Annotated in this window: 9 protein-coding genes; 7 read left to right on the top strand and 2 right to left on the bottom strand. The window is 68.4% G+C overall.

Translation table 11 applies throughout. The features are described from left to right. Positions 1–3 precede the first annotated feature (3 nt). From ABD663_RS13395 to ABD663_RS13420, 6 genes are all read left to right on the top strand, one after another. Positions 4–1,650 (top strand): cation:proton antiporter, encoded by a 1,647-nt coding sequence (locus tag ABD663_RS13395; RefSeq protein ID WP_344739373.1) that lies wholly within the window; start codon positions 4–6, stop codon positions 1,648–1,650. A 1-nt stretch (position 1,651) separates the two neighbouring features. Next, a complete protein-coding gene (locus ABD663_RS13400; RefSeq protein ID WP_344739374.1) occupies positions 1,652–2,554 on the top strand; it encodes a DMT family protein in 903 nt (300 codons plus the stop codon). Positions 2,555–2,714: 160 nt separating this feature from the next. After that, positions 2,715–4,265 carry a helix-turn-helix transcriptional regulator gene (locus ABD663_RS13405; RefSeq protein ID WP_344739375.1) on the top strand — a complete coding sequence of 517 codons (1,551 nt, stop codon included), beginning with the start codon at positions 2,715–2,717 and terminating at the stop codon, positions 4,263–4,265. A gap of 141 nt (positions 4,266–4,406) precedes the next feature. Next, positions 4,407–6,578, top strand: coding sequence for a YhgE/Pip family protein (locus tag ABD663_RS13410; RefSeq protein ID WP_344739376.1), 2,172 nt, complete (start codon positions 4,407–4,409; stop codon positions 6,576–6,578). Next, positions 6,575–8,749, top strand: coding sequence for a YhgE/Pip family protein (locus tag ABD663_RS13415; RefSeq protein WP_344739377.1), 2,175 nt, complete (start codon positions 6,575–6,577; stop codon positions 8,747–8,749). Before ABD663_RS13410 ends, ABD663_RS13415 begins: the two co-directional genes overlap by 4 nt. Before the next feature lie 53 nt (positions 8,750–8,802). Then, positions 8,803–9,978 (top strand): M20/M25/M40 family metallo-hydrolase, encoded by a 1,176-nt coding sequence (locus tag ABD663_RS13420; protein ID WP_344739378.1) that lies wholly within the window; start codon positions 8,803–8,805, stop codon positions 9,976–9,978. 67 nt (positions 9,979–10,045) lie between these two features. Here ABD663_RS13420 and ABD663_RS13425 read toward each other — a convergent pair whose 3' ends face one another. Both ABD663_RS13425 and ABD663_RS13430 read right to left on the bottom strand, forming a co-directional pair. After that, complete coding sequence (locus ABD663_RS13425; RefSeq protein ID WP_344739379.1) at positions 10,046–11,215, bottom strand: M14 family zinc carboxypeptidase; 1,170 nt, start codon at positions 11,213–11,215, stop codon at positions 10,046–10,048. Between the two features lie 169 nt (positions 11,216–11,384). After that, entirely contained in the window at positions 11,385–12,131 is a 747-nt protein-coding gene (locus ABD663_RS13430; RefSeq protein ID WP_344739380.1) for an SDR family oxidoreductase, read from the bottom strand. Between the two features lie 164 nt (positions 12,132–12,295). Between ABD663_RS13430 and sigJ the strand changes: the two genes are divergently transcribed. Continuing rightward, positions 12,296–13,180, top strand: coding sequence for an RNA polymerase sigma factor SigJ (gene sigJ, locus ABD663_RS13435; RefSeq protein ID WP_344739381.1), 885 nt, complete (start codon positions 12,296–12,298; stop codon positions 13,178–13,180). The last annotated feature ends 37 nt before the right edge of the window (positions 13,181–13,217 follow it).

Genomic DNA, 13,217 nt, shown 5'->3' on the forward strand with positions numbered 1-13,217 from the left:
TCGATGGCAATCCTCCTCGTCGTCGTGGTCGGCGTGCTCATCATCGTCTTCGCGAACTCGATCGCGAGCCGCACCGGGGTGGCCGGCCCCCTCATCCTCGTGATGGTCGGTGTCGTCATCAGCTTCCTCCCCGCGGTCCCGGCGATCACGATCCCGCCCGAGGTGATCCTCGTCGCCGTCCTTCCTCCGCTGCTGTTCTCGGCTGCCGTGTCGGCGCCGGCGATCGAGTTCCGCCGCGACATCACGGCCATCGGCGGACTGTCCGTGGTGCTCGTCGTGATCAGCGCACTGCTGCTCGGGCTGCTGTTCTGGTGGCTCATTCCCGGCCTCGGGTTCGCGCTCGCCGTCGCGCTGGGGGCCATTCTCAGCCCGACCGATGCGGTGGCGACGTCGATCGTCCGTCGGCTCGGCGTTCCCCGTCGGGTGGTCACGATCCTCGAGGGGGAATCCCTGCTCAACGACGCCTCTGCGCTGGTCCTGCTGCGCACGGCGGTGGTGGCGGCCGCCGCGGGATTCTCCTTCCTCACGACCCTCGGATCGTTCGCCTGGGCCGTCGTGTCCGCGATCGTCGTGGGGGCGGTGGCCGGGCTGATCGCGCTGCGCCTGCGGCACTGGACGACCAGCCCCACTGCGAACACCGCACTCGGGCTGACCGTTCCGTACCTCGCCTACCTGCCGACCGAGGCACTGGGCGGCTCCGGACTCGTCGCCGCGGTCGTCGCGGGCGTGGTGTGCGGTCAAGGCTCGGTGCGGTGGCTGACACCCGAGCAGCGGATCTCCGACGCATCGACGTGGCGCACGATCGAGTTCCTCCTCGAGGGCGCGGTCTTCCTCATCATGGGTCTCGAACTGTTCGCCATCGTGCAGGGCAACGGCGGTGGTGCACAGCGGCTGCTCAGCGGCCTCGGGATCGCAGCGCTCGCCTTCGTGCTCATCGTGCTGGTCCGCGCCGCCTACGTCATGCCGATGCTGCGTCTGCACGCACGTCGGGCCGCCGGCCGCCGCCGCACCCGGCTCGAGGCGGCTCGCGGGGCGCAGACGGGACGGCGGCAGAAGGCCACCGGACGCATGCGCGCCGATATCGACTACTTCGATTCGTCGCCCTTGACCTGGAAGCACAGCACGATCGTGGTGTGGGCGGGTATGCGCGGAGCGGTCACGCTGGCGGCGGCACAGACCCTTCCCGCCGAGACTCCGCAGCGCGACCTGCTCGTGTTCATCGCGTTCGCCGTCGCCGCCGGCAGCCTGCTCGTCCAGGGACTCACCCTGCCGTTGCTGGCGAAGATGCTCGGGCTGCGCAAGTCGGGAGGCGCGGGACCACCGCGCGACGAGATCCGTGAGATCGACGATGACCTCCGCACCACCGCTCGCGCTGCCGTGGAGAGCGGCGCCATCGCCCGGCCCGACGGCACCGCGTTCCCACCGGAGCTGGGTGCCGACGTCCTGTCGCGGTTCGTCGCAGCCGACACCCCTGCTGGCGATGCGGCATCCGTGCATCAGCTCGAACTCGCCGTGGTGGACACCATGCGCGCGCGCTTGCACGAGCTCGGACGATCGGGGAGGTACAGCACGCCGGCGCTGCGCTACATCCTCGACGAGCTCGACGCGTATGAGATCAGCGTGAAGCTCCACGTCGAAAGCGAGGAATGACATGACGTTGGAATCCGCGCCGATCGCGGGGATCGTCCTGGCTCTGCTGTCGGCGGCGACCCTGGCGGTCGGCAACCTCCTGCAGGCGCGCGGCGTGCGCATCATGCAGACGAAGACGGCCGGGGGAGCAGGCGGCTCGAAGGTCTCCCACCTCGTCCGCAATCGTTGGTGGCTGATCGGCGGGGTGCTGCTGGGCGCGGCGATCCTGTTGCAGCTCGCCAGTCTCACGTTCGCCCCCCTCATCGTGGTGCAGCCGATCGGCGTCACGGCTCTCGTGTTCACCGTGGTGCTGACCGCCGTCTTCGCGCATCGGTCGCCGTCGGCGGCCGTCGTCCGATCGATCACGGTGTGCGTGCTGGGAGTGGCGGCGTTCGTGACGGTCGCGGCGCTCGTGAGCACCCAGCATGCGATCACGGACGTCCAGCTCGTGGCGGTGCTCACCGTCCTGACCGTCGTCCTGATCGTCACGGGAGTGCTGTGGGCGGTTTCGCGCCGCCGCCGGGTCCCTGCGATCACCTGGGTCCTCGTGGGCGGTGTGCTCTCGGCCTTCGTCGCGACCCTCGGCAAGACCGTCATTCTGCGAGTCCAGTCGGCGCTCCACCACGACGACTTCAGGCTGGATGCCGCCAACGTGCTGACGATCGGATGTCTGGTGGGCATCGGCGTCGCCGGGGGCTTGTCGATCTACTTCGTGCAGTTGGCGCACGCGTCGAATCGTCCCGAGGTCGTCGTGGCCGGACTGACCGTGGTGGACCCGGCGGTGGCGGTCGTGCTCGGCATCACGATCCTCGGCGAGGCCAGCGGTGCTCCGCTGTGGTCTGTGTTCGCGTTCATCGCCGCCGGTCTGGTGGCGGGCTTCGGTGTCATCTCGTTGTCGCGTGCGGACCGCGAGACGGTCGGGTGATCGGGGGAGGATGCGAAGGATGACGGCACGGGCGATTCCGCGGGTGTAGTGCCCCGTCGGCCTCGGTGCGCATGTCAGCCTTGCCCCGACTCGTGCTGAAGTGCACGACATGCCCCGGTGCTTCGGAGGCGTGGGACCGCAGAGGAATGGATCTGCCGCGATGCAGAATGAACAGTCGGACCGGGTGATCGCTGCGCTCGAAACCGCGCGGGAGGGCGCTGACGTCGACCTGCTCGCGCGCGTGGTGCACGAGAACCTCTGGACGCTCTACGACCGCCACTACGAGATCCTGCTGCAGGCGATCAGCGAATTGCCCGGCCGAACCCTGGAGCGATACTCCGTTCTGAGGGCGCTGCATCCGATGACGCCGGCGCTCGCCGCATCGAGCGCGCCGTTCGACGCGTCGTCGCTCGACGATGTCGAGGCAAGCGAAACGGTCAGGGACATGATCGTGGTGCTGCAGATCCTCACGTCGCGATGGAATGGCGACCTCCGCGGGAGCGCGGAGTATGCGCGCGTGCTCCGCGCGCGCATCTACGACTTGGCCGTGCCCGACCGGGCTGAGCGCGGCAGCAATCTGTGGCTGCTCCATGGTGCCGTCGGCTCAGCGCTTCTGCTCGCCGGCGACACCGCGGGCGCGGTGCGGGAGTTGTCGACGGCGCGCGAGGTGGCGCGCTGCTCCGGCTCCACCAACGGTGAACGGAGTGTGCTCGGCCGACAGGCCTTGGCGGAGGTGCTGCGCGGAAGTGTCGCGGACGCGCAGCGATCACTCGCCGCGGCCCGCGCGCTCCCACCTCTGACCGCGGCATACGCGCCCGAAGCGCAGGCGGAGACGATCGCGGACCTGCTCGTTTCGCTCGAGGCGGGTGGGATCGAGGAGCCCGAGCGAGTGCAGCAGCTTCTGCATCTGGAGCCGACCGCCTTCACCTGGTCGTTCGTCGCACTCGCCAAGGCGAGGTACTTCCTGCTCTCGGGCAGGCCCTTCGAGGCGATCGAAGCAGCCCGGGTCGCCGCCTCGACGCACCGCACGCAGGACGGTACGCTGCCGGCGGACATCCTCGCACGCGTCTACATCGAGTCGTTTCTCATGCTGGGCCGCGAACGGGCCGCGCAACGCGCCGCGCTGGTCGTGAAGGAACCCGGCCCCCTGGCGGTCACCGCGCTCGCCCGGCTCGCGCTCGCGCGCGGCGACCTCGACGCGGCGGCGCGGTACATCCGCGATCTCTCGTCCGAGGCGTGGTCGTCGCCGGCCAGAGAGGCCGATCTGGTCTGTCTCAGGACGTGGGAGGTCGTGGCGCGCGACACCGTCGGGCCTGAGTCCGCACGGCGATTCGCGTCTCTCGTGACCAATCCTCATGCGCGACGTGCTGTGCTGTCGACGCCGCGGTGGGTGGTCGAGGCGATCGTGGCCGCGATGCCGGACGACCAGCGTGCGATCGTCGACGCGGCGATCGAGGGACTGACGTTCCCCGAGCTGGGAAGGTCGACGCTCAACCTCACGGCGAGCGAGCGACGCGTGTTCGCGGCACTGGCCACCCACGCCCGCGTCGCGGACCTCGCCTCGGCCCTCTTCCTCTCGCCGAACACCGTCAAGACGCACCTGAGTTCGCTGTATCGAAAGCTCGGAGTGTCGTCGAGACGCGAAGCGATCGAGATGCACAGCGTGCTCATCTCCGACCCCGAGGCCGAGCCACAGGTGATGGTCGGGTGATCTTGGGGATGAGGACTGCGACCGCAGCGACGCCCCGACGGTGAGGCGTCGCTAGCGTGGCCAACGGCTGGCCACAGAGATCGCACGAGCCGCACGGCATCCGACGGATGTACGTCAGACCAGGAGAGGCGGAGTACCGGTATGCGCAACGTCTGGCGTGTGTTCGTCCGCGACGCGAAGCGACTCGGGCGCGTGCCTCTCGCCCTCGTGATCATCGGAGGGGCGCTCATCACGCCGTCCCTGTACGCGTGGTTCAACATCGCGGCGTTCTGGAACCCTTTCGACAACACGAAGTACCTGAACGTCGCAGTCGTCAACCTCGACGAGGGCGGCTCGAGCACGGTCACCGGCGAAGTGAACGTGGGCGACCAGCTGGTCGCCCAGCTCAAGGAGAACGACGATCTCGGTTGGCAGTTCCTGTCTGAGTCGGAGGCCATGGACTCGATCCGCAGCGGTGACAGCTACGCCGCCTTCGTCGTGCCGAGCACGTTCACCGCGGATCTGCTGACGCTCATGTCGGGCGACTTCACAAAGCCTCGCCTGCAGTACTACGTGAACGAGAAGCTCAACGGAATCGCGCCTGAGATCACCGACACTGGCGCCACCACGATCCAGACGCAGATGATCGACGCGTTCAATCAGCAGGTGGCCGATGCCGTCGTGACCGCGATCCAGACCGGCGGGTCCGAAGCCGAGGATGAGCTGATCGACATCGAGGCCGGCATCATCGACGACCTCGACGACGCGGCGGCGGCCATCGCTCAGACGCGATCCCACCTCGAGGTCCTGAAGGCCGATCTCGACAGTGCCGGCCGGGGTCTGGAGGCCGACGCCGGCACCCTGCGGAATCTCGATGTCGCATTGGGCGACGTGCAGGCGACCCTGCGCGATGCGCAGGCCCTCGCGGATCGTGCGCAGACCGATCTCCTCCGTCTCGCGGGCGACGCGACCACGGGCTATGTCATCGGGTCCGCCGAAGTCGCACAGGGGGCCGCGGCCGCGCTCGCCGGGATCGGCGAAGTGAGCGCTGCCGTCGATTCGCTCTCGGCCGCCGTCTCGGCCCAGCGCACGATCCTGGAGGAGGCGGAGTCACTCCTGATCGGGTTGGCGCAGCAGTTGGAGCAGACCTCCGCAGCGCTGGTCAGTCTCGATGCCGACCTGGCCATGCTCGAGGCGGACATGGGCATCGCGGTGAGCGACCTGCAGGCGCTGGGCGGCGCGGCGCTGTGGCAGCAGCTCGAGTCTCTGAGCTCGCTGAACGCGGAGCAGATCGCCGAGTTCATGTCGACGCCGGTCATCGTCGACCAGCACACGATCTTCCCCACCCACGCGTACGGGTCTCAGATGGCGTCGCTGTTCATCAATCTGTCGCTGTGGATCGGGGCGTTCGTCCTGGTCGTGATCCTCAGGCTCGGCGTCGACGACGAGGGCGTCCCCGGCCTGACCGAGAGGCAGGGCTACCTCGGCCGGTGGCTCCTGTTCGCCGCGATCGCCGTCGCGCAGGCCGTCACTCTCAGCATCGGCAATCTGATCATCGGCGTGCAGCACGTCGATGTCGCGGTCTTCATCGTCACCCCGGTTCTCATCGGTCTCAGCTATCTGAGCATCATCTACGCGATCTCGGTCACGTTCGGCTACATCGGCAAGGGGCTCGTCGTGATCCTCGTGATCATGCAGATCCCGGGCGCCTCGGGCATCTACCCGATCCAGCTCATGCCGGACTTCTTCCAGCAGCTCTACCCCTTCTTCCCGTTCACGTACGGCATCGATGCCATGCGCGAGGTCATCAGCGGCTTCGCCGGGTTCGCCTACTGGAGATACATGGGAACGCTCCTCCTCTTCGTCGCGCTCGCGTTCTTCCTCGGTCTCGTCCTGCGCGCGAGCGTCTCCAACCTCACGCGTCTGTTCACCCAGGAGGTGGCCGAGACCGAGCTGTTCACCTCTGAGAGCGGGGCCCCTGCCGGGCCCGGATACCGGCTCGACCACGTCTTGCGCGCCCTGGCCGACCGTGCAGGCTACAACCAGCGGCTCGCCAGACGGGCGCTGCCCTTCGCCCGCTCGTATCGAAGGGTACGGACCGCGATCGTCGCGGTGGGTCTGGCCGGCATCCTCGCGATCGCCGTGCTCGCCGTCGTCTTCCCCGACGAGAAGACCTCGTTCGTCGGCCTGTGGATCCTCTGGTTGGTGATCATCTTCGTCGCGCTCGTCGCGCTCGAGTACATCCGCTACAGCCTCAAGCTGTCGACGGAGGTGGGCGAGATGCCCGACGCGGAACTGCGTCGGGAACTGGCAGAACTGGAGGCCCAGCGGTGAGTGGCATCTGGCAGCTCTTCCGCGCCGACCTGCGCCGGGCGACGAGCAAGGTCATGTCGGTCATCGTGCTGTGCGGTCTCATCGCGATTCCCTCCGCCTTCACATGGTTCAACGTGATCGGAAGCTGGGAGCCGTTCGACAACACCCGCAATCTGAAGGTGGCCGTGGCGAGCGTCGACAAGGGGTACACGAGCCCGCTCCTGCCGCTCCACGTCAACGTCGGAAGCATCGTCGAGTCGGCGTTGCGCGCGAACGATCAGCTCGATTGGGTCATCACGACCGAGGACGAAGCGATCGCCGGGACCGAGTCGGGTGAGTACTACGCCGCGATGGTCCTGCCGGAGGACTTCAGCGAGCGGATGCTCACGTTCTACACCGACGGGTCTCGTCGAACCCACGTCGACTACTACACCAACGACAAGTCGAATCCGCTCGCCCCCCTCATCACCAGCGAGGGCGCCGATGACCTCACCGCGAAGATCAACGCGGAGTTCACGGAGGAGCTCAGCGACGTCGCGCTCAGCCTCGTCTCGTCTCTCGCGAAGTCATTGTCCGACGGCCAATCGGAGGCGGCGCTCACCCGGATGGAAGCGCACATCAGCGACGTCGGCGTCCAGCTTCGCGCCGCGTCCGGCACTGCGAGCATGTTCACATCGCTGCTCGAAGCCAGCGTCCCCCTCGTCGAGAGCGCCTCCCACCTGCTCGACGCCGTCGACTCGGAGTTCGCGGCTGCGACGGGCACGGTGCAGGAAGGCATCACGGCCGCGGAGCAGTCTGAGGCCGCGATCGCGCGCGCGACCGGTGCCCTCACCGACGCGCTCGGCGCGAGCCTCGATCAGTTGAACCGGTTCGGCTCGGACATCGACCGCATCTTCTCCGGTCTGGACGCCGACGCAGCGGCGAGCGCGGAGCTGACCGATCGAATGGCGGACGACCTCACGATCCTCATCGACGACCACGTGGAGCTGCGCGACCGGCTCGTCACCGACGTCGGCCCGCGCCTTCCCGAGGAGGACCTGCCGGCGTTCGACGCCATCATCGAGAGCCTGGACCGCGCGATCGATCAGGAACGGGTGCTGGAGTCCCGGCTGCGTGAGACATCCGCGGGGATCTCGGCCGGCAACGCGGACGCGCAGCGGTTCCGGGCGCAGATCGAGGAGCGCATCGTCGAGGCGCAGACCGCGATTTCGAACGCGAGCACGGTGTACGCCAACGACCTGCGGCCCACGCTCGAGCAATTGGCCGTCACCCTCACTGCCGTCGGTGGCGCGCTGGGCTCGCTGGGCGGGGACGTGAGCGCGGTGAGCGACTCCGCCGGCGACGTGGTGACCGTGCTCGACAACGCGGCAGAGGACAACCGGGTCCTCGCCGACACGCTCGCCGCGGCGGCCGACGAGGTCGATCGCGTCGTCCAGACACTCTCGGTGGCGATCGACACCGGGGACTTCAGCCAGGTCAGTGCGATCATCGGCGCGAACCCGTCGGTTCTCGCGGCCGCGATCGCCCAACCCATCGGACTGGAGCGGATCGAGGTCTATCCCGTCGTGAGCTTCGGCGCGGGCATGGCCGCGCTCTACACCGTGCTCTCGCTGTGGGTGGGCGCGCTGCTGATCGCGGTGACCCTCCGTGTGGATCCGCCGACGCAGGCGGTCGACGGTGGCCCGGAACTGACGATCACCCAGCGATTCCTCGGCAGGTACGCTATCTTCGCACTGATCGGGCTCGCCCAGAGCACTCTCGTGTTCCTCGGCAACATCCTGCTCGTCGGGCTCCAGCCTGTGCACCCGCTGCTGTTCATGCTGACCGGCTGGGCGACGTCGCTCGTGTTCACCTTCATCATCTATACGCTCGTCGTCTCGTTCAGCGACGCGGGCAAGGCACTCGCGGTGTTCCTGCTCGTCATCCAGGTGGCGGGTGCCGGCGGTGCGTACCCGCTGGTGCTGCTGCCCGAGTGGTTCCAGAACGTCAGTCCGTTCCTCCCGGGAACGCATGCGATCGATGCCTTCCGTGCGGCTCTTGCCGGGATCTATGACGCCGACTACTGGATCTCGCTCGGCTGGCTCCTCGCCTTCCTGGTCCCGATGCTGCTGCTGGGCCTCGTGCTGCGGCGACCGCTCATCGACATGAACGAGAAGATGGACAAGATGCTGCAGTCGACCAAGCTCATGTAGGTGATCGGTCCGCCGCGCGCTCGGCAGATCGTCCCTGTGCGAGACTCGGGATCGTGCAGCCGGACGACGTCGTCGACTTGACTGCGGCGCTGATCGGAATCGACTCGGTGAGCCCGAGTCTGGTCCCCGGCGCCGCGGGAGAGCGGCGGATCGCGGACTACGTGGCATCCTGGCTCGAGAACGCCGGATTCCGCGTCCGCCTCGTTCCTGCCGTCGCCGATCCGCGCCGCATCAGCGTGGTGGCGGTCCGCGCCGGCACGGTCGTCGGTCGCACCGTGGTGCTCAACGGGCATCTCGACACGGTCGGTGTCGAGGAAATGGTGCACCCGTTCGCCGCGCGCCTCGACGGCGACCGCCTCACCGGGCGCGGATCGAGCGACATGAAGGGCGGTCTGGCGGGACTGCTGGTGGCGGCGAAGCAACTCGCCCGGCAGGATGCCCCGGGAACGATCATCGTCGCCTTCGTCGCCGACGAAGAAGACGGCAGCGTCGGGGCCGAGACGGTCATCGACGTGGTCCGGTCGATGGGCATCGTGCCCGACGTGTGCCTCATCGCCGAACCCACCGGGCTCGACCTCGCGATCGCGCATCGCGGCTACGCCGTGTTCGATGTCGACCTGCGCGGAAGGGCGGCGCACTCGTCGCAGCCCGAGTCCTCCGTGGACGCACTACGGGCACTGGGAGACCTGCTCGGCGAGATCGCGCGCTTCGATCACGGGCTGACGCTCACCCCCGCGCACCCGCTCCTCGGTCACGGCTCCCTGCGAGCGACGACGGCGCGATCCGGAACGGCGACGTTCACGATCGCGGCGAACGCTCACGTCGCAGTCGAGCGACGCACGCTGCCGGGCGAGAGTCCGCAGCGCGCCCTCGGCGAGGTGCAGGGCCTGGTGGACTCGGTCGTCGCGAGGACACCGGGGCTTCGCGCCGACGTACGGAGGGTTCTGGATCGGGATGCCTGGCAGGCGGGCACCGCGGGCGATGCCGCCGCGTTGTCGCAGCTGCTGGCGACATCACTCGCGTCGGCGGGCGTGCAGCCCGGACGGTTCGGTGCGCCGTACTGGATGGAGTCCGCGCTCTGGGAGGCCGCCGGCATCCCCACCGTCGTGTGCGGACCCGCCGGCGGCGGCCTGCACGCCGTCGACGAGTGGGTCGACGTCGGGCAGCTCCGGGCGTTTCCCGTGGCGGTGGCCGACGCCGTCGGCCGCTTCCTCGGTCAGCGCGCGTGATCAGCCCTGCGCAGGACGTCGGGGCCGGCCCCGTGCAGGACCGACCCCGACGTCTCCGGTCTGCCGGTCAGTCCGCCGGCAGTGTGATCCGCTCCGGGATCTGCTCGTAGTCCTCGGGGTCGATCGCATCGATCGAGCCGTCGGCGATCGCCGTGATCAAGCCCTTGAGCCCGATCTCGACCTGCTTGGTCAGGAAGCCGTTCCGCTTCTGACCGTCGGACTGCGTGTTGCTCGACGTCTCGAACAGCACCGTCGCGCTGCCGCGCAGCGCGAACGACCCGAGCGCTGTACCTGGCAGGTTGATGCTCTGCGGGTACAGCGTGACGTGGCCGAAGCCGGACGCGCCGTTGTCCTGGAGGGCATCGTAGACCGCGACGTTCGCTTGACGCGAGGCGTCGTAGTCGAAGTTCGGCCAGTCGCCGAATGCGGCCGGGTCGGCGATGAAGCGTCCCGAGATCGACAGCGGCGACATGTTGTCGGTGCCAGCCTGCTGGTAGCACGGCCACTGGTTGTGCAGGTCGACGAAGTAGTCCACGATGCCGAACTCGTCCTCGATGTTCGCATACACGTCACGCGCCGTCTGCGCCTCGGGGGTGATGAACCAGCCGGTGTCCGCGCTGTTGCCCGGGAAGTCCTCGGGCTGGGGTACGTAGTCGAGGTCCGGGTTGAAGTCGCGGTTGACATCGAAGCCGGGCACCCTGGAGTTGTAGTTCCACGCCGGGTCGACACCGGCCAACTGCGGGAAGTCGGCGACGACGTCATCCCAGCTCATCGCGTTCTGGCGGGTGTCGTGCTCGCCCCCGTCGGCGTTGAGCCGGGGGATCGCGACGATCGTGATGTTCTCGCGGATCTCCGCCGCGGCGGCGGAGCTGCCGCCGAGCTCCTTGAGCAGCGAGAGCAGGGCCTCGGTGCCGTGGTTCTCGTTGCCGTGGATCTGCGACTGCACCATCATGACGGTGTCACCGGTGCCCACCCGCGCCTGATAGATCTCGCGTCCTTCGTTGCTGTAACCGGCGACCTCGACGTCGACTCGGCCCTTGCTCGTGGACTCGATCTTCTGGAGTTCCTTGGTCAGCTGATCGTGGCTGACGAAACCGGCACGCGGCCCGGCGGATTCCGTACCGCAGTGCGAATTGACCGGAATCGCGGTCGCGGCCGGGGCGAGCGCGATCGCCGAGCCTCCGACGAGCGCCGCACCGGCCAGCGCGGCCACTGTCAGTCGTGTCTTCCTATGCATTGATTCTCCACTTTCGATCGGCTCCCCCGTGGCCACCATGCAATCGCATGCCGCTGTTGGAATGAAAAGCTCTGATGCGATTCACAGCGATTCGGTGCGCCGAACAGGCTGGTTCACCCTCGACAAGGAGAGACAGAACGCGATCACGCTTTGCGATCGCAGCGGAATGTCAGCCGGTGGTGCGCGTCAACCACGCGTCGAAGGTCTCGAATCCGATCTCGGCGCCCTCGCCCGCGAGCAGGGTGCCGTCGCGCTGGGCCTTGCCCGCACCACCGAGGAGCGATACGGCCGGGATCCACCCGCGGTGCCCGGTCGCGCGCGCCCATCGCCTGATCATGTCGACCAGCGACTCCTCTCGCGGACCGGCGATCTCGACATGGCCGTCCCGCGCGCGCGACTCGGCGAGATCGACCAGTCGTGTGGCGACTTCGCGCGCAGCGATCGGCTGTGTGCGCATCTTCGGTGCGATGTGCACGGGGCCGGCCTTCGCAGTCGCGAACACCTGTCCGGCGAACTCGTGGAACTGCGTCGCCCGCAGGATCGTCCAGGGCACGGGCCCGGCTTCGATCATCACCTCTTGGGCGCGCTTGCCGGCGTAGTAGTCGAAGGGGGCACGATCGACGCCGACGATCGACAGCGCGATGTGGTGCTCGACGCCAGCGCGCTCTTCGGCCGCGAGAAGCGTGCGGGTGACGCCCGCGAAGAACCGCCTGGACTCGTCCGCGTCGAGGGTGCTCAGGTTGGTGGCATCGATGACTGCATCCGTGCCGACGATGGCCCCGTCGACGTTGCTGCCCGTCGTCAGGTCGACGCCTCGAGACCGGGACAGGACGACCGTTTCGTGTCCGCGGGCCCGGGCCTCGTGCACGACGAGACCGCCCATCAACCCCGTTCCTCCTGCAATCGCGATTCTCATGTCCACCTTTCTGTTCGGGGCGGCCTACGCACGCCCGCTGTTCCGACGAGGTGGCCGCACGAAGTGTGAGGCTCACGGTCGAGCGCCCTGCGTCGTCGTATCGTCAGGGACAGCGACGACCGACCGGCCGACGGTTCGGCCGGTTCGAAGGACGGAGGCACGGGGTGACGGGCGACGAGGTCACGGCCGCGCTGGAAGCCGAGCGCCCCGCGCTGCGCGGGCTGGCCTACCGCATGCTGGGCAGTCTCGGCGACGCTGAAGACGCGGTGCAGGACGCGTTCGTGCGCTGGGTCCGGCTCAGCGACGACCAGCGGGCGGCGATCGACAACCCGGGCGCGTGGATGATGCGTGTCACCTCGCGCATCTGTCTCGACATGCTCGGATCTGCCCGCGTGCGGCGCGAGACGTACGTGGGATCCTGGCTCCCCGAGCCCGTGCCCGTCCACCTCGATGCAGCGCGGGCGGCGGACCCGCTCGAGAAGGTCGCCCTCGACGATTCGGTGAGCATGGCGCTTCAGATCGTGCTCGACACCCTCACACCTGCAGAGCGCGTCGCATTCGTTCTGCACGATGTGTTCGAGATGCCGTTCGCTCAGATCGCCGAGACCGTGGGACGTTCCGTGGAGGCGACGCGGCAATTGGCGTCATCGGCTCGACGGAAGGTGCGCGCGCGGACCGATCATGCCGCCCCCCGTGAGCGGCACGACGCGATCGCGGCCGCGTTCGCTGCGGCGACCGGCGCGGGCGACTTCGACGCGCTGATGACGCTTCTCGATCCGGGGGTGACCCTCACGTCGGACGGCGGCGGCAAGGTCAGCGCCGCGCGACGCCCCGTGCGCGGCGCCGTCAAGGTCGCTCGCTTCATTCTGGGTGTCCTCACGCAGCGTCCGCACGCGCGCGCCGATCCGATCATGACGGCCGACGGACTGGGGTTCGTCGTCAGCGAGAACGGCGTGGTCGACACCGTCATCGTGCTCGGAGTGCGTGCGGACCGGGTGACCGACGTGTGGCTCGTGCGCAATCCCGACAAGCTCACCAGTTGGCGCTGAAGCCCGAGGCGGGCACACCGTGACGGCGTGCCCGCCG

The organism is Microbacterium awajiense (assembly GCF_039536545.1).
Classification (GTDB): Bacteria; Actinomycetota; Actinomycetes; order Actinomycetales; family Microbacteriaceae; genus Microbacterium; species Microbacterium awajiense.

Coding starts and splice junctions, on each gene's coding strand:
- ABD663_RS13395 (WP_344739373.1), top strand. CDS start 4: ATGGCAATCCTCCTCGTCGTCGTGGTCGGCGTGCTCATCATCGTCTTC.
- ABD663_RS13400 (WP_344739374.1), top strand. CDS start 1,652: ATGACGTTGGAATCCGCGCCGATCGCGGGGATCGTCCTGGCTCTGCTG.
- ABD663_RS13405 (WP_344739375.1), top strand. CDS start 2,715: ATGCAGAATGAACAGTCGGACCGGGTGATCGCTGCGCTCGAAACCGCG.
- ABD663_RS13410 (WP_344739376.1), top strand. CDS start 4,407: ATGCGCAACGTCTGGCGTGTGTTCGTCCGCGACGCGAAGCGACTCGGG.
- ABD663_RS13425 (WP_344739379.1), bottom strand. CDS start 11,215: ATGCATAGGAAGACACGACTGACAGTGGCCGCGCTGGCCGGTGCGGCG.
- ABD663_RS13430 (WP_344739380.1), bottom strand. CDS start 12,131: ATGAGAATCGCGATTGCAGGAGGAACGGGGTTGATGGGCGGTCTCGTC.